Source organism: Cupriavidus basilensis OR16 (assembly GCF_000243095.1).
Classification (GTDB): domain Bacteria; phylum Pseudomonadota; class Gammaproteobacteria; order Burkholderiales; family Burkholderiaceae; genus Cupriavidus; species Cupriavidus basilensis_D.
On sequence record NZ_AHJE01000048.1, the window covers coordinates 75,580 to 94,508 of the forward strand.

Sequence of the window (18,929 nt, forward strand, 5' to 3'; positions counted from 1 at the left end):
CGCGTCAACCGCCATCACGCCAACATGAATTCATTCCTGACGACTTCGTCCTGTCTGCGCCGCAGCACGGCCGCCTTGCTGACGCTGGCAGCCGTCCTAGGCCTCACGCTGGCCGCGCCGGCCAGCGCCGAGAAGGCCGACCGTGAAAAGCCGCTGGTCCTGGAGGCCGACAACGCCAGCTACGACGACGTCAAGCAGGTTTATGTCCTGACCGGCAACGTGGTGCTGACCAAGGGCACCATGGTGCTGAAGTCCGACGCGGCTGAAGTCCGTACCGATCCCGAGGGCTACCAGTACGCGATCGCGACCTCCAAGGGCGGCAAGCAGGCCTATATCCGCCAGAAGCGCGACAACGTCGACGAGTACATCGACGGCTGGGGCGACCGCATCGAATATGACGGCAAGCAGGAGTTATCCAAGCTGATCGGGCGCGCCCGCATGGCTCGCCTGGCTGGCGCCAAGCTGGTTGATGAAATCCGCGGCGCGGTGATCACCTATGACAGCCGCAACGAGTTCTACACCGCCAACGGCGGCGCCGAGAACGCGACCGCGGGCAGCCCGTCCGGCCGCGTGCGCGCCGTGCTGTCGCCGCGCCAGGAGCAGCCCGCCAGCGCAACGGCAGCCAACCCGCTGCCGCTCAAGCCGGCACCTGCCCCCGTCAACCCCTGACCTGACGCCGCCGCGTCCCTGATCCACGGATTCTGACCTCACCTTCATGACCGCTACCCAAACCGCACCGTCCCAGCCCGCCACCCTGAAGGACAGCAGCACGCTGGTCGTGCGCCACCTGAAGAAGCGCTACGGCTCGCGCACCGTGGTCAAGGACGTGTCCCTCGACGTGAAGAGCACTCGACGACAAGCACATCAGCGGCCTGGCCATCCGAAGAACCCCCCCCCCATGGGCCTGTCCTACCTGCCGCAGGAAGCCTCGGTGTTCCGCAAGCTCAATGTGCAGGAGAACATCCGCGCGGTGCTGGAGCTGCAGCTCAACGATGGCAAACCCCTGGGCAAGGCCGAGATCGAGCGCCGGCTGGACACCCTGCTGGATGACCTGCAGATTGCCCACCTGCGCGACAACCCTGCGCTGTCGCTGTCCGGCGGCGAGCGCCGCCGCGTGGAAATCGCCCGCGCGCTGGCCTCCGCGCCGCGCTTCATCCTGCTGGACGAGCCCTTCGCCGGCGTCGACCCGATCGCGGTAGGCGAAATCCAGCGCATCGTCAGCTTCCTCAAGGCGCGCAATATCGGCGTGCTGATCACCGACCACAACGTGCGCGAGACGCTGGGCATCTGCGACCACGCCTACATCATCAGCGAGGGCGCGGTGCTGGCGTCCGGCCAGCCAGAAGACATCATCGCCAACGAGTCGGTGCGCAAGGTCTACCTGGGCGAGAACTTCCGCATGTAAGGGCGCGCGCGGCGCCTGCCGCGCACTGGTCCCGGGCGGCTTCGGTGTCGCCTCCGATCCTTCAAACGATCACAGCGACATCAGCGATAGCAATTTCCGTTCCACCATTGCGGAAGTTGGGCATAAAATAGGTCGCATGAAACCGTCGCTACAGCTCCGCCTCTCGCAGCATCTCGCGCTTACACCGCAACTTCAGCAATCGATCCGGCTGCTGCAACTGTCCACGCTCGAGCTGCAGCAGGAAGTGGAACAGGCGCTGACCGAGAACCCGTTGCTCGAGCGCGAGAACGACTGGCTCGACAGCCCGTTGCGCGTGTCTTCGGACGGCTCGGTAAACCTGCAGAGCGCGCCCGCGCCAGCACCCGCCGATGGCCAGGGCACCAGCGAGAACCGCCCCGATGGCGCCCCCGAAGCCGAGGACAACTATTCCGACAGCAATGAGGATTACGGCAGCGACTGGAGCCTCGACGACTTCGCACGCCGCCCGCAAGGCGAAGACGACGAAAAGACCCCGATGCAGCTGCGCGATGCCGAGCCCACGCTGCGTGAACACCTCATGGAGCAGCTCGCGCCGCTCAAGATCTCCCTGCGCGACAAGGGGCTGGCCATCTTCCTGGTCGAATCCCTGGACGATGACGGCTACCTGAGCACCACGCTCGAGGAAATCTGCAGCGAACTGCCGGAGGAGCTCGAATTCGAGGTCGACGAGATCCAGGCCGTGCTCACGCTGCTGCAGAGCTTCGATCCGCCGGGAGTCGGGGCACGCAATGCCGCCGAATGCCTGGCACTGCAACTGCGCAGGCTCAAGCATCCGCAACGCGAACTGGCGCTGACCATCGTTACCAATCACCTTGAGCTGCTGGCGGTGCGCGATTACACGCGTCTCAAAAAGGCGCTGCAAGTGGACGAACCGGAACTCAAGGCGGCGCACGAACTGATCCGCTCGCTCGCGCCCTATCCCGGCCATGCCTACAGCCGCCCGGAAGCCGACTTCGTGGTGCCCGATGTTTTTGTCCGGAAGTTGAGCGGCGGATGGATCGCCCATCTCAACCCGGATGTGATGCCGCGGCTACGCATCAACGACATGTACGCGCAGATTTTGCGCGGTGCAAAAGGCGATGCCGGCGCGGCCGGATTGCAGCAAAAACTGCAAGAAGCACGCTGGTTGATCAAGAATATCCAGCAACGGTTCGATACGATATTGCGCGTCGCACAAGCTATTGTCGAACGTCAAAAGAACTTCTTCACCCACGGTGAAATTGCGATGCGCCCCTTGGTTTTGCGGGAGATTGCCGATACACTGGGTTTACACGAGTCCACCATCTCTCGGGTGACTACCAATAAATACATGGCAACGCCGATGGGGACTTTCGAGCTGAAGTATTTCTTCGGCAGTCACGTATCCACAGAAACCGGCGGCGCGGCCTCATCAACGGCAATCCGTGCGTTGATCAAGCAATTGATAGGAGCCGAAGACGCTAGGAACCCCTTGTCCGACAGCCGGATTGCCGAATTGCTCGGCGAGCAAGGCTTTGTGGTAGCACGGCGTACCGTTGCCAAATACCGCGAAGCGCTCAAGATTCCCGCGGTCAATCTCCGTAAGACTTTGTAGCCGAGCTGCATCGCCTGCCTGATGCAGCTCTTTCAGAAGGAGAAACGCTATGAACTTCAAGATCAGTGGACACCACTTGGACATCACGCCCCCTCTGCGTGAGTACGTGGAAACGAAACTGGAGCGTATCGTCAGGCATTTCGATCAAGTCATTGGCGTAAGTGTGCTGCTCTCTGTCGACAATACAAAAGAAAAGGACCGGCGGCAGTACGCGGAAATCAATCTACATCTCAAGGGCAAGGACATCTTTGTCGAAGCGCATCATGAAGACCTATATGCCGCTATCGACGCACTGGTCGACAAGCTCGACCGGCAGGTGATTCGCCACAAGGATCGCGTGCAGAGCCACGACCGCGAGGCGGTCAAGTACCAGATGGCCGCATCGCAGATGCAGCAATGACCGTGCCTGGCGGCCCACATACCGGGCCGTCGGTGTCAGTCCATTGAGAACGGAATCAAGCCGCGCCCAAAGCGCGGCTTTTTCGTTCCGGCCTCCCCGTTCGGGCCGCGCAGGGGATTCCGCAACGCATATGTACCGGTGTATGCTGTGCAATACATGGTTGATTGGCCTGGCCATTACCGTGCATGCGGCACCGCTTCAGCGCATCGGCTATTGCAATGCACAAAGCGGCAGCGGGCCTGCTCTATAATGGCCAGACGTCCGACACCGGCATGGGGACACCCGGTGGAAACATCGGGCCTTGGTTTTTATCTTCTTTCCGCCCGGCGGGACGCCTCCTGGCCCCGGGCCTGCTTACTAGAAAACCCTGCGCATTCCACATGAATCGTTTGGCTAAATTGCTGCCACCCGGCAACATCAACCTCGACGTCAGCGTCACCAGCAAGAAGCGCGTGTTCGAACAGGCCGGGCTCCTCTTCGAGAACAACCATGGCGTAGCGCGCGCGACAGTGACCGACAACCTGTTCGCCCGCGAGTCGCTGGGATCCACCGGCCTTGGCGCTGGCGTGGCGATCCCGCACGGCCGCATCAAGGGACTGAAGCAGCCGCTGGCCGCCTTCATGCGCCTGGCCGAGCCGATCCCCTTCGAGTCGCCCGACGGCAAGCCGGTAGCGTTGCTGATCTTCCTGCTGGTGCCTGAGCAGGCCACCCAGCAGCATCTGGAAATACTCTCCGAGATCGCCCAGCTGCTGTCCGACCGCGAGATGCGCGAGGGACTGGCTACCCTGCCCACCCCCGACGACGTACACCAGTTGCTAACGCAATGGCACCCCTGATCCGCCACTGAAAGCCCGTCCCTGAAAGCACCCGAATGGAACTCACTGGCGTCACCTCGCAGTCGATCTTCGACGACAACGCAGCCGATATCAAGCTCTCCTGGGTAGCAGGACTGGAGGGCGCGGACCGGGCCTTCGATGTCGAGTTTGCACGTGAAGCCACGTCCGCGGCGGATCTCGTGGGCCACTTGAACCTGATCCACCCCAACCGGATCCAGGTGCTGGGCAAGCCCGAAATCACGTATTACCAGCGCCTCGACGACGAGATGCGCAAGCGCCAGATGGGCGAGCTGATCCTGCTGGAACCGCCGTTCCTGGTGATCGCCGACGGCATGGAGCCGCCACCCGACCTGGAACTGCGCTGCACGCGCTCGTCCACCCCGCTGTTCACCACGCCGGTGTCTTCCGCCGCGGTGATCGATCACCTGCGCCTCTATCTGTCGCGCATTTCCGCGCCGCGCGTGACCATGCACGGCGTGTTCCTCGACATCCTCGGCATGGGCGTGCTGGTGATGGGCGAATCCGGCCTGGGCAAGAGCGAGCTTGGCCTGGAACTGATCTCGCGCGGCCATGGGCTGGTGGCTGACGATGCCGTCGATTTCGTGCGCCTCGGGCCGGACTTCATCGAAGGCCGGTGCCCGCCGCTGCTGCAGAACCTGCTGGAAGTGCGCGGCCTGGGCCTGCTCGATATCAAGACCATCTTTGGCGAGACCGCGGTGCGGCGCAAGATGAAGCTGAAGCTGGTGGTACAGCTGGTTCGCCGCAACGACGGCGAATTCGAGCGGCTGCCGCTGGATTCCCAGTATCTCGATGTGCTCGGCCTGCCCATCCACATGGTCAAGATCCAGGTCGCGGCCGGCCGAAATCTCGCTGTGCTGGTCGAGGCCGCCGTGCGCAACACCATCCTGCGCCTGCGCGGCATCGACACGCTGCGTGACTTCATGGACCGCCAGCGCGCCGCGATGCAGGCCGATGTCGCCTCGCGGGGCCAGGGCCGGCTACTCTAGGTTTGGCAGCCCCCGCGGAAGGGGCTGTTTTCAATTGCTTACATCCGGCAGCGCTTCGATGGTCAACGCGATTGGGGCATAGGCCGTTTTGTGCTGTAATGGGCATTGGGCCCAGCCCCGAGTTGCCGAGCCGACAGGCCAGCAGCCATGAAGTTTTCCACAGCCAGGAGAGCAAGCATGAAAAAATTGATCGCGATGTGCGCGCTGGTAGCCCCGCTTTTTGCCACCGGCGCCTTCGCCCAGACAGCACCCGCCGCGGCACCCACGGCAGCGGCACCGGCTGCAGCAGCGGCACCGGCTGCGCCGAGCACCCAGCAGGACAAGATGAAGGCGTGCAACACGCAGGCCACCGGCAAGAAGGGCGACGAGCGCAAGGCCTTCATGAGCACTTGCCTGTCCAACAAGCCCGCGGCCGCGCCCGCCAAGAACAGCCAGCAGGAAAAAATGAAGGCGTGCAACACGCAGGCCGCTGGCAAGAAGGGCGACGAGCGCAAGTCCTTCATGAGCACTTGCTTGTCGAAGTAAGCTCCCCGCGTCATCTGCGGCGCGCAAGCACAAAAAAGGCGAGCCTTCCGGTTCGCCTTTTTTATGGCGATCCGCCGTCATGACGGCGTCATGGCCTGATGTTATGCTTGTGGTGCTATGCGCATCATACTTATCACCGGGATCTCCGGCTCCGGCAAATCCGTTGCCCTGAACGTACTGGAAGACGCAGGCTATTACTGCGTCGACAACCTGCCGGCGCAGTTTATCCCGGAGCTGGCCCAGTACCTCGCGGCCCAGGGCTACACCCATCTGGGCGTCGCCACCGATATCCGTAGCCGCGAATCCCTGGACGAACTGCCCGCCACGCTGCGCGACCTTGCCTCCGAGCACCAGGTCCGGGTGGTCTTCCTGACCGCCAATACCGACGCGCTGGTGCAGCGCTATTCCGAGACGAGGCGGCGCCATCCGCTGTCGATGCGTGCGGCCATGGCTGGCCTGTCGGCAAATACCAAGGACGAGAATCCCGCTGACAATGCCGCCGAGGCCGCATTCAACGACACCTCGCTGATCGAGGCCATCGAGATGGAGCGCGAGCTCCTGAGCCCGCTGGCGGAGGCTGCGCACCGCATCGACACCAGCAACGTACGCACCAATACCTTGCGCGCATGGATCAAGGAATTCGTGCGCGGCGATGACCTCAAGCTCACATTGCTGTTCGAGTCGTTCGGCTTCAAGCACGGCGTGCCCAGTGACGCCGACCTGGTGTTCGACGTGCGCTCGCTGCCCAACCCCTACTACGACCTGGCCCTGCGCCCGCTGACCGGCCGCGACGAACCCGTGATCAATTTCCTGCAGAGCCAGCCGATGGTGCTGGCCATGGCCGAGGACATCCGTGCCTATGTGGAAAAGTGGCTGCCAAGCTTCATTGCCGACAATCGCAGTTACCTGACCGTCGCGATCGGGTGCACGGGTGGCCAGCATCGCTCGGTCTTCATCGCGGAAAGACTTGCCAACTATTTTCGCGCCCATGGTAATGTGCTGGTGAGACACCGCGAGCTCGCACCGGGCGGCTGAACGCCGCACCGCCCAGGCTTTGCGGTCAGGCTCGGCAATCCTCGTCCGAAACCTTTGCTGGCTCAGCATGTCCTCACCCGCCACGCCCGGCTCGCCCGCATCTTCCACCGCCTCGCACAGCTCCTCGGCGGCGCCTACGCTGGATAGCCTGCCGCTGTTTCCGCTGCACACCGTGCTCTTTCCCGATGGGCTGTTGCCACTGCGCGTGTTCGAGGCGCGCTACGTGGACATGGTGCGCGCCTGCATGCGCGACCGCACGCCCTTCGGCGTCTGCCTGATCGCCAGCGGCAACGAGGTCGCGCGCCCGAACGAGCCCACCCTCCCCGAGCCGGTCGGCTGCCTGGCCGACATCGTCGACTGCAATATGGAGCAACTGGGCGTGCTGCTGATCAGCGCGCGCGGCCGCCAGCGTTTCCGGCTGCTGGGCCACAGCGTGAGCCCGGATGGCCTGCTGGTTGGCCAGGCGGAGTTGCTGCCGCCCGACATCATCGACTGCAAGCTCGAACTGCTGGGCGAATGCCTGGCCGTGTTGCGGCGTATCGTTGCCTCGCTCCATGCGGAGCATCCGGGCAAGCTGCCGTTCACCGAACCGTTCCTGTGGGATGACCCCAGCTGGGTTGCCAACCGGCTATGCGAATTGCTGCCGGTGCCGCTCAAGGCCAAGCAGATGCTGATGGCGCTGCCGGACGCCGGGATGCGGATCGAGATCGTGCACAGATACATGCACCAGCACCACATCCTATAAGCCTCCCTATAAGCCCTCGCACGCTGCGGAGACCTTTAAAACAGTCCGCCTTGCGCCTGCGCTTCCAGCAGCTTGCGCACGGGCGCAGGCGTGCCCACCGCATCCAGGTCGTCCAGCGAGAGCCAGCGCAGCGCGGGGCCGTTGGCGGTGTCGCGTACGGCAATGCCGGTGACGTCCACGCGAATGGCGCGGATCAGCAGGCGGAAGTGGGTAAAGACGTGGGTCAGCTCGCCAACCAGGTTGGCGGCGCTGGGATTGCCGAATTCGCGAGCGCGTTCGAGGGCTGCGTCTTCTGCCAGCTCCGCATCGAAGGGCACGGTATCGACGGGCATTTCGGGCAGGCTCCACAGCCCGCCCCAGATGCCGCTGTCAGGACGCAAGGCGAGCAGGACTTCGCGGCCACGCCGTACCATCAGCATCACGGTGCTGCGCTCGGGAATGGCGGCGCGCGGCTTCGGCGTGGGCAGCACGCCGGTCAGAGCGTCGCGGCGCGCCACGCAGTCGCTCGCCAGCGGGCATGACGCGGCGGCGGCGAGGCAGGCTGGCTTGCCGCGCGAGCAGATGGTGGCGCCGAGGTCCATCACGCCCTGGGTGTAGGACACCATATCCTCGGCTTGCGCCGGCCCCTTGGCGGGCAGGACCGCATCGGCAAGCTGCCACATGCGGTTCTCCACCGCCTTGACGCCGGGATGGCCATGGATGCCAAAGAACCTGGCAAAGACGCGCTTGACGTTGCCGTCCAGGATCGGCGAGCGCACGCCGGCGCTGAACGCGGCCACGGCTGCCGCGGTGGAGCGGCCGATGCCGGGCAGCGTCACCAGCACCTCGGGGTCGGTCGGGAACACGCCGCCATGCTCGCTCATCACGGCCTTGGCGCAGCGGTTCTGCTGCAGCATGATCTCGGACAGCCAGATGCGGTATGGGTCGCGGGTGTTCTGCCACGGCAGGTCATGGCGCCCATGCACGCGCTGCCAGGCCACCACGCGCGCGGCGAAATCGGCGGGCACCACCGTGGCGGGAAGATCAGCGGAAAGAGGAGCGGAAGGAGCGGCAGGCTTGCGGGGCATCGGGTACGTGACGGGTAAGGCGGGACAGCGCCGGGAGCGGCGGCGCGTCATGATACCGCCTCGCAGCCGCCAGCATCCCGGACGGCTATATCGTCCGCACCCGCCGGGGCGGCTTCAGGCCGCGAACGCCCTCAGTTGCCCGTCGTCGGCGTCAGGCTGCAGGATCCGCCTGGAGAAGGATTCGATGCGCCCGCTGCGATCGTCCAGCCCGTTGAGCACTTCCTCGAGTTGCGCGATGCGGCTCTCAAGCGTGTCGGTGGCCTCATGGATGCGCTCGATCGAATCGACCCGGCGGCGCAACTGCTTCTGGTGCTCGCGCACCTGTGCCTCCAGCGGCGTCATCACCGACTTGAGCCAGATCTCGATATCGCGGTTCAGATCACGGAAGGTTTCCAGCACGCGGGTCGCAATGGTGGAAAACGCGCTCTGCACCAGTTGCGGACGCGAGCGCGTGAGCATGTTCATCGCGCCGAAGTGCGTGTGGGCCAGTGCCAGCGTCTGCTGCAATTCGCTGACGTAGCGCGCGGTGACGAACTGGATCGGTGCGGGCAGCGTAAAGCCATGCTCGGCATTGAAGCGGCGGTACATGCTATCGGTGAGCTGGTGGAGCTGGACGATCTTCTGGTCCGCCTCGCTGACCAGTTCACCCAGCCGCGCGAACAAGGCATCCATGTCCTCGCGCATGCCGCGCGAGAAGAAACGCTCCTTCATCTGCTCGCGGCGCTCGCGCATGGTGCGGCGCACGTCGCGCAACTGCAGGCTCTTGATGATGTCGGCGCTATGGCGCCCGAACACCAGCCGCAGCGCCTGGAACTTGGCGATGCTCTGCTCGAACTCTTCCTTTTCGGACTGCACGCGCATCAGCATGTGCTTGACCATCGCGTGGTTCTTGCCACGCAGCCCGCGCAGCTCGAACAACTGCTCGACGATGCTGCGGCGGCGGCTCTGCAGCAGTTGCTGCGCGCCACGCGCCATTTCCTCCACCGAACGCTGTACCTGGTCGGCGACGATCTCGCGCCGTTGCGGGATCAGTTGATCCGACAGGACGTGTTCGAATTGCGGCAGGCCGCTGCGCGCCAGCAACTCGTCATCGTGCGTGACCTTTGCCACAAGGCCCTTCTGCGCCGACACCGGATAGACGCGCGACTCGTCGATCCCCAGCACCTGGGCGCTGGTGGTGACCTGGCGCGTGATCTCGGCAGCGGTCTCGGCCGGCGACTTGAGCGGGTCCCACAGGCCGTCGATCTTGTTCAGCACCGCCAGGCAGCCCTTGCGGTGGCCTGCGCTCACATGGCTGCGCCACAGGTCGAGGTCGCTCTTGGTCACGCCGGCGTCGGCCCGAACACCACGACATGCGCATCGGGAATCAGGCGCAGCGTCAGCTCGGGCTCGGTGCCGATGGCGTTGAGGCCCGGCGTGTCGAGGATGACCAGGCCCTGGCGCAGCAGCGGATGCGGGAAATTGATGACGGCGTGGCGCCAGCGGGAGATCTCGACCATGCCGTCGGCATCGAGTGCGTAGGCGGCATCGGGATCGTTCTCGTTGTACAGGCCGAGCGACTCGGCCGTCTCGCGCGTGACGTGGTTGGTCTCGACCACGTGCCGGAACGCGTCCAGCATGCCGTCAGGCGACGAGGGATCGAGCGGCACGGTATGCCAGTGCGCATCGACGTCAAGGAAATCGGCGGTGGACGCTTCCTGCAAGCGCGTCTCGATCGGCAGCAGCCGGATGCACGGTGCCTCGGCTTCGTCGTAGCGCAACTCGGTCGGGCACATCGTGGTGCGCCCGGCGGAAGACGGCAGGATGCGACGGCCGTAGTCAGCAAAGAATATCGCGTTGATCAGCTCGCTCTTGCCCCGCGAGAACTCCGCGATGAACGCCACCTTGAGCCGGTCGCTCTTGAGCACGCCCTGGATGCGCTGCACGCGTTCGTCGGCCTGGGCATCATAGAGATCGTGCTGCTGCAGCCAGGAGCGGAATTCGGCCAGGGAGTTGAGTACCCCGGTTCTCCAGGCGCCGTATTGTTCGAATTGAAGGGCGAGGGTTGTCATTGGCACTGGGATCGGCTTGGCGAAAAGCCCCCGCGACGGCGCTGCAGGCCAGGGATCTTGATGTCCGATGGCCGACACCCGGGCGGTGACATGATGTCTTTGTAACACTTTTTTACGTGTCTTCAAGATACAGGTTTACGGCGGACTTTTGTGAAATTCGAGTCGCCTGCGGCCCTCCCTGTTGCGCCAGGCCATCGGGTTGGCGCAACACTGGCGAGAAGATAGGCAATCGTCACTCTCGCGGCGTGCGGCACATGGCGACATGCGCCGCCGGACTCAGCGTTGGCAGGTCGGGCAATAGAAGGTCGAGCGCTGCCCCTGGACGATCTGCCGGATGGTGGTGCCGCAGACCCGGCATGGATGGCCGGCGCGGTCGTACACAGCGCAATCCAGCTGGAAATAGCCACTGCTGCCATCGCTGCCGACGAAGTCGCGCAAGGTGCTGCCGCCGCGCTCGATCGCGCGGGCCAGTGTGTCGCGTACCGCCGCCGCCAAGCGCTCGCAACGCGCCAGGGACAGGCGCCCGGCCGGCGTGGTGGGGCGGATGCCGGCGGCAAACAGGCTTTCCGACGCATAAATATTGCCCACGCCCACCACGATGTCGCCGGCAAGAAGCACGGTCTTGATGGCCGCGCTGCGCCCGCGTCCCAACCGATGGAGCCAGGCCCCGTCGAAACGCGGGTCGAAGGGCTCGACGCCAAGCTTGCTCAGCAGCGGGTGGGTCGGCAATTGCGACTCTTCGAGCTGGCTCCACAGCACCGCGCCAAAGCGCCGCGGATCACGAAAGCGCAGCACCAGGCTGGTCCCGGTGCCGGACGGCGCATCACCCGGGCCGTCCGGATCGCCCAGGACCAGGTCAACGTGATCGTGCGTGCCCGGCGGCGGCGCCTGCGGCAGCACCCGCAACGTGCCGGTCATGCCAAGGTGGATCAGCAGCCATCCGGGATCCTCCCCGTCCGGGCGCAGGCACTCCAGCAGCAGGTACTTGCCGCGCCGCTCGATGCGCGCGATCACCCGCCCAGCCAGCCGCGACTCCAGGTCCGGCTCGACCGGCCAGCGCAGGCCGCGATGGCGCACCACCACATCTACGATGCGCCGGCCAACCACATGCGGCAGCAAGCCGCGCCGGGTCACTTCGACCTCCGGCAACTCAGGCATCGAACCTCTCCCTTTTGTACCACTCAAACCGCCAGAGCCCCCAGCCGTGCTGGTGCCATGCGGACAAGCAAAGCATTGTAGCGGCAGGCTACAATGCCTTTACCTTCCCCATCGCCTTTGAGTGCTGGAGCACCCACCCACATGTCGGACCGCCTGGACCGTACCCCGATGACCACCGCTCAACTTCTTTCTCCCCGGCGGCCGCTGCGTCACAGGCTCGCAGCCACGGCAGCGGCCGCGTTGGCGGCCTGCGCTCTGGCGCCGCTCTCCAGCCATGCCGCTCCCGCGCAGGGCAAGCCCGCGATGAAGATCGCCGCGGAGGCCACCACGCCAATCCGCTCGAACCCGCTGCCGGCGAAGATGCCCCTGCCGACGGTGTCGCTGACCGCGGACATCCTCTACCGGGTGCTGGCCGCGGAAATCTCCGCCCAGCGCGGCGTGGTCGGCCCCGCTTACCAGACGTACCTGGAGCTGGCCCGCAACACGCGCGACCCGCGCTTTGCCCAGCGCGCCACCGAGATCGCGTTCAATGCCCGCAGCGCCCAGCAAGCGCTTGATGCCGCGCGGCTGTGGACCGAGCTTGCGCCCACCTCGGCCGGTGCGCGGCAGGTGCTGTCGACCCTGCTGGTCCTGAGCGGCCGATGGGACGAAGCCGAGCCCCTGCTGGCCCTGCAGCTCAATGGCGTGCCGCCGAGCCACCGGCCGGAGGCCATCCTGCAGATGCAGCAGCAGCTCTCGCGCACCAGCGATCCTGCAGGCGCTGCCGCCCTGCTGCAGCGCCTGGTGGCCAACGACCTGAAATCGGCCGAGACCCACCTTGCCCTAGCGCGCGCCAAGGAAACCGCCAACGACATTCCCGGCGCCCTGGCCGAGCTCGACGAGGCCCAGAAGATCCGCCCCGACTTCGAAGCCGCCGCGCTGATGGCTGCCGAACTGCGCGCCGACAGCACGCCGGACCAGGCCATTGCTGGGCTGAAGGCGTTCGTCAGCAGGGCCCCGGCCTCGGTCAACGGGCACATCACGCTGGCCCGCCTCTACCTGCAGCAGAACGACCTGCAAACCGCGCGCGCGGAGTTCGAGACGCTGCGCAAGATCGCGCCGAAGGATCCGCGCGTGCCGCTCGCCCTCGGCCTCACCAGCCTGCAGTCCAAGCGCTATGACGAAGCCGAGCTATACCTGAAAGAGTACCTGCAGCTCGCCGAGCAAGTCCCGGCGGCCAGCCCGGATATCGCCTACCAGTACCTGGCGCAGATCGCCGAGGAAAAGAAGGACTACCCGGCGGCCGTGGCCTGGCTGGACCGCATCGACGACGCCCGGCTCGCGCCGGCGGCAGCCGTCAAGCGCGCGCAGTTGCTGGGCCGCATGGGCAAGCTCGATGACGCCCAGGCGATATTCAACGACATGCTGGCCGATGCCGAGGATATTGCCGAGCCCGACCAGCGCGCGCAGCGCATGACCGCGATCCGCCAGGCAGAAGTTGGCATGCTGATCGACGCCAAGTCCTACGACCGCGCCCGCAAGGTGCTGGAGGAACGCGCCGCGGCGGAGCCGGACAATTCGGACTGGGTCTATGAGCTCGCCATGCTCGACGAGCGCGAGAAGCGTTATGACAGCATGGAAACGCTGCTGCGCCGCGTGATCGCCATGCAGCCGGCGAGGCCGAAATCGGCGCCCACCTCGGCGAGGTGCTGTGGCAACTCGGCCAGCAGGACGAGGCCCGCAAGACCTGGACCGAAGCCGCCAAGATCGAGCCGGATAACGTCACCCTGATCGACACCCTGCGCCGCTATAACGTCCCGCTCTCCGCGCTGTCCAAGTAAGCACCCTGCCACCTGCAGCAGTCAGATCGCCCGCAATCATCCGCCGCCCGGCCCTCGCGCCGGGCCGGCAGCCCGGCGCCCGGCGGCGCCGGCGCGCACGCCAAACGCCATGCCCACATCCCGACGCCTTGCCCTGCTCTGCCTGAGCGCCCCCTTATGGCTCGCCGCCTGCGCCAGCATCACGCCCACGCGGCAGTTCGACGCCGGCGAGACCGCGCAGGCACGCGACCTCAGCGGCCGCTTCGCCGCCAACTATGTGCGCTACGGCCGCGATGAAGGTGTGCAGGGCAGCTTCCAATGGCATGAGCAAGGCCGCAATGTGCGGCTGGACCTGATCTCGCCGCTGGGCCAGACGCTGGCCGTGGTCACCTCCACGCCCTCGGGCGCCACGCTCGACCTGCCCAACCAGGCACCGCGCAACGCGCCCGAGGTCGACACCTTGCTGGAAGAGGCGCTCGGCTTTTCGCTGCCGGTGGCCGGCCTGCGCGACTGGCTGTACGCCCGCCCCGCGCCCGGCAGCCCGGCGCGCACCACGCGCGACGACAGCGGACGGCTGGCAACCCTGGCGCAGAACGGCTGGACCGTGCGCTACGTGGCGTGGCAGGAAGCCCCTGCCGCAACCACATCCGCGCCTGCCGCGGCGCGCCCACGCCGCATCGACCTGGCGCGCGACGGCGCAGCCAACCCGCTCTCGGTGCGCCTGGTGATCGACCCGGAGCAAGCACAATGAGCACCGCCCGCACCCTGCCGCCGCCGGAGCTGCGCGACTGCCCGGCGCCCGCCAAGCTGAATCTTTTCCTGCATGTGACGGGACGCCGCGCGGACGGCTACCACACGCTGCAAACCGTATTTCAACTGGTGGACTGGAGCGATACGCTGGACTTCCGCCGCCGCGACGATGGCCGCATCGAACGCCTCACCGACGTGCCGGGCGTACCCGTGGAGAGCGACCTGATCGTGCGGGCCGCGCGGGCGTTGCAGCAAGCGAGCGGCACCGGCTTCGGCGCGGACATCGCCATTGCCAAGCGGCTGCCGATGGGCGGCGGCATTGGCGGCGGATCTTCGGACGCAGCGACCACGCTGCTAGCGCTGAACCATCTGTGGGGCCTGGGCCTGGGACGCGACGAGCTCAAGCGCATCGGCCTGGCGCTGGGCGCCGACGTGCCGTTCTTCGTGCATGGGGAAAACGCCTTCGCGCAAGGTGTTGGCGAGGAGCTGACGACGGTAGAATTGCCCGAGAGTTGGTTTGTTGTCATCCATCCGCGCCAGCATGTTCCGACCGTAGCAATTTTTTCGGACAAGCGCTTGACAAGGGATACGCCGATCAGCATAATAGCGGACTTCACTGGATGCACAAACAAGTTCGGTTTCGGTCGCAACGACCTGGAAGCGATAGCAACAGTGAAGTTCGGCGAAGTTGCCCGAGCCCTTGAATGGTTGAGACAGTACAGTCCACATGCAAGGATGACCGGTTCCGGAGCCTGCGTGTTTGCGCGATTTAACGACGCACAAACTGCGCAGCAGGTACTAGACCGGTTGCCTCCCGAATGGGATGGCAGGTGTGCGAAGAGTTTATCGCAACACCCACTCGCAACGCTCGCATAAAAGTTTTTTCGTTCGGCGTCGCAGGCAGTTGAATGTGACGATGGACGTACCCGGTTGTGTAGGGGAGTCGCCAAGTTGGTCAAGGCACCGGATTTTGATTCCGGCATTCGAAGGTTCGAATCCTTCTTCCCCTGCCATTACATCCTACAGTGTCCTAACGGACCTGCACGAAAAGCTGCCGGCACTAGCCGGCAGCAATCGTTCCCCCTCCAGCAGCAAGAAGCAAGACAGGTGCACCGAATGAGCAGCGAAGGCTTGATGGTTTTTACCGGCAACGCCAACCCCAAACTCGCGGAGGCTGTCGTGCAGCACCTCGGCATCCCGCTCGGGAAAGCCCAGGTCGGCCGGTTCTCCGACGGCGAAGTCCAAGTTGAAATCCAGGAAAATGTTCGCGGCAAGCACGTCATCGTGCTGCAGTCCACCTGCGCGCCGACCAACGATAACCTGATGGAACTGATGGTGATGGTCGATGCGCTCAAGCGCGCCTCGGCACGCAGCATCACCGCCGCCATGCCGTACTTCGGCTATGCCCGCCAGGACCGCCGCCCGCGTTCGGCGCGCGTCGCGATCTCGGCCAAGGTGGTAGCCAACATGCTGGAAGTCGCCGGCGTCGAGCGGGTCCTGACCATGGACCTCCACGCCGACCAGATCCAGGGCTTCTTCGATATCCCGGTTGATAACATCTACGCCTCCCCGGTCCTGCTGGGCGACCTGCGCGAGAAGAACTACGGCAATCTGCTGGTGGTCTCTCCCGACGTCGGCGGCGTGGTGCGCGCCCGTGCGCTGGCCAAGCAGCTGAACTGCGACCTGGCCATCATCGACAAGCGTCGTCCCAAGGCCAATGTGGCCGAAGTGATGAACATCATCGGTGAAGTCGACGGCCGCAACTGCGTGATCATGGATGACATGATCGACACCGGCGGCACCCTGTGCAAGGCGGCCCAGGTGCTCAAGGAACGCGGCGCGCTGAAGGTGTTCGCCTACTGTACCCATCCGGTCCTGTCCGGCGGCGCGGCTACCCGCATCGCTGACTCCGAGCTGGATGAAGTGGTGGTGTGCGACACCATTCCGCTGCGCGACGATGCCATCCAGTCCGGCAAGATTCGCCAGCTGTCGACCGCATCGCTGCTGGCAGAGACCTTTACCCGGATCGTCAAGGGCGACTCGATCATGTCGCTGTTTGCCGATTCCTGATAGAATTCAAGGCTTTACCGCGTTTGCGGCTGCTTTTCAGGGGAAGACCCCGATTACGGCACGCGGCGCGATTCATCGGGCTGTCTGGTCGCGGACAGCCCTCTTACATTTGGAGTCATCATGAAAGTAGTAGCCTTCGAGCGCAGCGTACAGGGAACGGGTGCGAGCCGCCGCCTGCGCAACGCCGGCAAGACCCCCGGCATCATCTATGGCGGCGCAGCCGAGCCCAAGATGATCGAACTCGATCACAACGCACTGTTCCACGCGCTGAAGAAAGAAGCATTCCACTCGTCGATTCTCGACATCGAAGTGGAAGGCAAGGCTGAAAAGGCCCTGCTGCGCGCTTTCCAGATGCACCCGTTCAAGCCGCTGGTCCTGCACGTTGACTTCCAACGCGTGTCGGCCACCGACAAGATCCACGTCAAGGTGCCGCTGCACTTCATGAACCAGGAAAACGCCCCGGGCGTGAAGCTGGGCCATGGCATCGTCAACCACATCATGAACGAACTGGAAGTGTCGTGCCTGCCGGCCGACCTGCCTGAGTTCATCGAAGTGGACCTGGGCAATGCAGAACTGGGCCAGACCCTGCACCTGTCCGACGTGAAGCTGCCGAAGGGCGTGAGCGCCATCACCCACGGTGACGAAAACCCCGCTATCGCCAGCATCTCGCTGCCGGCCGGCGGCGTTGCGGCAGCCGAAGAAGCGCCTGCAGCCTGAGTACCCTGAGCGCGGCCCTCGGGCCGTGCAACAGGACGGCTCTCGCAGCCGCAAGAAAAAACCGCCGGCGCGTCCGGCGGTTTTTTTTCGTCCCGAGGTTCGCGTATGCTTGGCTTCTGGCAGCACTTTCGCGCCCCTCTCAACCAAGTAGTGCAACGCATGATCAAACTCATCGTCGGCCTCGGCAACCCCGGGGCGGAATACGAAGCCACACGCCACAATGCCGGCTTCTGGCTGGTCGACCAGCTGGCCCGCATGGGCGGTGCCACCCTGCGCGTGGAAGGCCGCTTCCACGGACTGGCAGCGCGCGCCAGGCTATGGGACCAGGAGATCTGGCTGCTCAAGCCATCGACTTTCATGAACCGCTCCGGGCTGTCCGTGGTGTCGCTCGCGCGCTTCTACAAGATCCTGCCGGACGAGGGGTGGCCCACGACGAGATGGACCTGCCGTCGGGCACGGTCAAGCTCAAGCGGGGCGGTGGCGCGGGCGGCCACAATGGTCTCAAGGACATTTCAGCGCACCTGACCACCCAGGACTACTGGCGCCTGCGCCTTGGCGTCGGCCATCCGCGCAACTCGGCGGGAGGCGGTGGCGAGCGCGATGACGTGATCAATTTTGTGCTGAAGCCACCGCGCCGCGAGGAGCAGCAGGCTATCGACGAGGCCATCGACCGCAGCATCGCGCCGCTGGGATTGCTGGCGAAGGGCGAGTCCGAGCGCGCGATGATGGAACTGCACACGGGACGCTAAGACAGCCGCACACCAATAAAAAAACCCCGCCACCTTTCAGTGCCGGGGTTTTTCATTGCCACATTGCCACATTGCCGGTTTGCCGGTTTGCCGGTTTGCCGGTTTGCCGTATTACCACCCTGAAACTGAGCCCGGGCAATAGCTTCAGGCCACCCGCTTCGCGGCGGTCAGCAGCCGGTAACGATCCATCAGGACCTCGCGGGTCTCGATCCGGTTGGGATCGTGGGGGATGCAAGCCACAGGGCAAACCTGCTGGCATTGCGGCTCGTCGAAGTGCCCGACGCATTCGGTACATTTGTTGGGGTCGATCTCATAGATCTCGGGCCCCATCGAAATGGCTTCGTTTGGGCACTCCGGCTCACAAACGTCGCAATTGATGCAGTCGTCGGTGATCAATAGTGCCATGGTGCTTCCTTTGAATCCAACATGCCCCGCGCCCGACTGGCCGCGGCAGACATGTTGCAAGACTCTATTTTATTCCGTTTTGCTGGCGATCTTCTCGGCGAGCCAGCGTTCGACCGAGGGGAACACAAATTTGCTGACATCGCCGCCAAGCACAGCGATCTCGCGCACGAACGTGCCGGAGATGAACTGGTACTGGTCGGATGGCGTCAGGAACATGGTTTCCACGTCCGGCAGCAGGTAGCGGTTCATGCCCGCCATCTGGAACTCGTACTCGAAGTCGGAGACGGCACGCAAACCCCGCACGATCACGCGTGCGTTGTTCTTGCGGACAAAATCCTTGAGCAGGCCGGAGAAACCTTCGACGCGCACATTGGGATAGTGGCCCAGGACTTCACGGGCAATGCCGATGCGCTCTTCCAGCGAAAAGAACGGGCGCTTGTTGGGGCTATGCGCCACGCCGACCACGAGCTCATCGAAGATATTGGATGCTCTGCGCACCAGATCCTCGTGGCCCCGGGTCATTGGATCGAAAGTGCCGGGGTAGACCGCGACGACCATGCTTCCTCCTTGTTCTGCCCGCTGCCGGTCCTGGATGGAC

At 64.7% G+C, this 18,929-nt stretch carries 17 protein-coding genes, 1 tRNA gene and 3 pseudogenes; 16 read left to right on the plus strand and 5 right to left on the minus strand.

Going from position 1 to position 18,929, the window contains the following annotated elements:
* Positions 1–24: 24 nt before the first annotated feature.
* The 9 genes from lptA to OR16_RS18365 all read left to right on the plus strand — a co-directional run bounded on the left by lptA (position 25) and on the right by OR16_RS18365 (position 7,565).
* Positions 25–669: a lipopolysaccharide transport periplasmic protein LptA gene (gene lptA / locus OR16_RS18325; RefSeq protein WP_006159432.1), complete on the plus strand. Its 645-nt coding sequence runs from the start codon at positions 25–27 to the stop codon at positions 667–669.
* Between the two features lie 46 nt (positions 670–715).
* Positions 716–1,405 (plus strand): LPS export ABC transporter ATP-binding protein, encoded by a 690-nt coding sequence (lptB, locus tag OR16_RS18330; protein ID WP_006159433.1) that lies wholly within the window; start codon positions 716–718, stop codon positions 1,403–1,405.
* A 136-nt stretch (positions 1,406–1,541) separates the two neighbouring features.
* Entirely contained in the window at positions 1,542–3,017 is a 1,476-nt protein-coding gene (locus OR16_RS18335; protein WP_006159434.1) for an RNA polymerase factor sigma-54, read from the plus strand.
* Positions 3,018–3,066: 49 nt separating this feature from the next.
* Positions 3,067–3,417 (plus strand): ribosome hibernation-promoting factor, HPF/YfiA family, encoded by a 351-nt coding sequence (gene hpf / locus OR16_RS18340; protein WP_006159435.1) that lies wholly within the window; start codon positions 3,067–3,069, stop codon positions 3,415–3,417.
* Between the two features lie 380 nt (positions 3,418–3,797).
* Positions 3,798–4,253, plus strand: coding sequence for a PTS IIA-like nitrogen regulatory protein PtsN (ptsN, locus tag OR16_RS18345; protein ID WP_006159436.1), 456 nt, complete (start codon positions 3,798–3,800; stop codon positions 4,251–4,253).
* A gap of 35 nt (positions 4,254–4,288) precedes the next feature.
* Positions 4,289–5,260 carry an HPr(Ser) kinase/phosphatase gene (gene hprK / locus OR16_RS18350; RefSeq protein ID WP_006159437.1) on the plus strand — a complete coding sequence of 324 codons (972 nt, stop codon included), beginning with the start codon at positions 4,289–4,291 and terminating at the stop codon, positions 5,258–5,260.
* Positions 5,261–5,437: 177 nt separating this feature from the next.
* Positions 5,438–5,785 (plus strand): PsiF family protein, encoded by a 348-nt coding sequence (locus OR16_RS18355; RefSeq protein ID WP_006159438.1) that lies wholly within the window; start codon positions 5,438–5,440, stop codon positions 5,783–5,785.
* Between the two features lie 117 nt (positions 5,786–5,902).
* Positions 5,903–6,820, plus strand: coding sequence for an RNase adapter RapZ (rapZ, locus tag OR16_RS18360; protein WP_006159439.1), 918 nt, complete (start codon positions 5,903–5,905; stop codon positions 6,818–6,820).
* Between the two features lie 67 nt (positions 6,821–6,887).
* On the plus strand, positions 6,888–7,565 hold the full coding sequence (locus OR16_RS18365; protein ID WP_006159440.1) for an LON peptidase substrate-binding domain-containing protein: 678 nt from the start codon (positions 6,888–6,890) through the stop codon (positions 7,563–7,565).
* A 35-nt stretch (positions 7,566–7,600) separates the two neighbouring features.
* Here OR16_RS18365 and OR16_RS18370 read toward each other — a convergent pair whose 3' ends face one another.
* From OR16_RS18370 to mutM, 3 genes and pseudogenes are all read right to left on the minus strand, one after another.
* Complete coding sequence (locus OR16_RS18370; RefSeq protein WP_043420273.1) at positions 7,601–8,632, minus strand: A/G-specific adenine glycosylase; 1,032 nt, start codon at positions 8,630–8,632, stop codon at positions 7,601–7,603.
* Positions 8,633–8,746: 114 nt separating this feature from the next.
* A pseudogene (locus tag OR16_RS18375) lies at positions 8,747–10,683 on the minus strand (dynamin family protein).
* 276 nt (positions 10,684–10,959) lie between these two features.
* Positions 10,960–11,841 carry a bifunctional DNA-formamidopyrimidine glycosylase/DNA-(apurinic or apyrimidinic site) lyase gene (gene mutM, locus OR16_RS18380; RefSeq protein WP_006159442.1) on the minus strand — a complete coding sequence of 294 codons (882 nt, stop codon included), beginning with the start codon at positions 11,839–11,841 and terminating at the stop codon, positions 10,960–10,962.
* A gap of 141 nt (positions 11,842–11,982) precedes the next feature.
* Between mutM and OR16_RS18385 the strand changes: the two are divergent.
* The 7 genes and pseudogenes from OR16_RS18385 to pth all read left to right on the plus strand — a co-directional run bounded on the left by OR16_RS18385 (position 11,983) and on the right by pth (position 17,926).
* Positions 11,983–13,661: pseudogene (locus OR16_RS18385) on the plus strand (tetratricopeptide repeat protein).
* A 109-nt stretch (positions 13,662–13,770) separates the two neighbouring features.
* Positions 13,771–14,391, plus strand: a complete 621-nt coding sequence (gene lolB, locus OR16_RS18390; RefSeq protein ID WP_006159443.1) for a lipoprotein insertase outer membrane protein LolB — start codon at positions 13,771–13,773, stop codon at positions 14,389–14,391.
* Complete coding sequence (ispE, locus tag OR16_RS18395) at positions 14,388–15,266, plus strand: 4-(cytidine 5'-diphospho)-2-C-methyl-D-erythritol kinase (RefSeq protein WP_006159444.1); 879 nt, start codon at positions 14,388–14,390, stop codon at positions 15,264–15,266. The genes lolB and ispE overlap by 4 nt, the downstream gene beginning before the upstream one ends.
* 60 nt (positions 15,267–15,326) lie before the next feature.
* Positions 15,327–15,403, plus strand: a tRNA-Gln gene (locus OR16_RS18400).
* Between the two features lie 103 nt (positions 15,404–15,506).
* A complete protein-coding gene (locus tag OR16_RS18405) occupies positions 15,507–16,460 on the plus strand; it encodes a ribose-phosphate pyrophosphokinase (protein WP_006159445.1) in 954 nt (317 codons plus the stop codon).
* A 120-nt stretch (positions 16,461–16,580) separates the two neighbouring features.
* Positions 16,581–17,177, plus strand: a complete 597-nt coding sequence (locus tag OR16_RS18410; RefSeq protein WP_006159446.1) for a 50S ribosomal protein L25/general stress protein Ctc — start codon at positions 16,581–16,583, stop codon at positions 17,175–17,177.
* 159 nt (positions 17,178–17,336) lie between these two features.
* Positions 17,337–17,926, plus strand: a pseudogene (gene pth / locus OR16_RS18415) (aminoacyl-tRNA hydrolase).
* Positions 17,927–18,070: 144 nt separating this feature from the next.
* Here the strand turns inward: pth and OR16_RS18420 are convergent.
* Entirely contained in the window at positions 18,071–18,331 is a 261-nt protein-coding gene (locus tag OR16_RS18420) for a YfhL family 4Fe-4S dicluster ferredoxin (protein WP_006159447.1), read from the minus strand.
* A 69-nt stretch (positions 18,332–18,400) separates the two neighbouring features.
* Positions 18,401–18,889, minus strand: a complete 489-nt coding sequence (gene coaD, locus OR16_RS18425; RefSeq protein ID WP_006159448.1) for a pantetheine-phosphate adenylyltransferase — start codon at positions 18,887–18,889, stop codon at positions 18,401–18,403.
* Between the last annotated feature and the right edge of the window lie 40 nt (positions 18,890–18,929).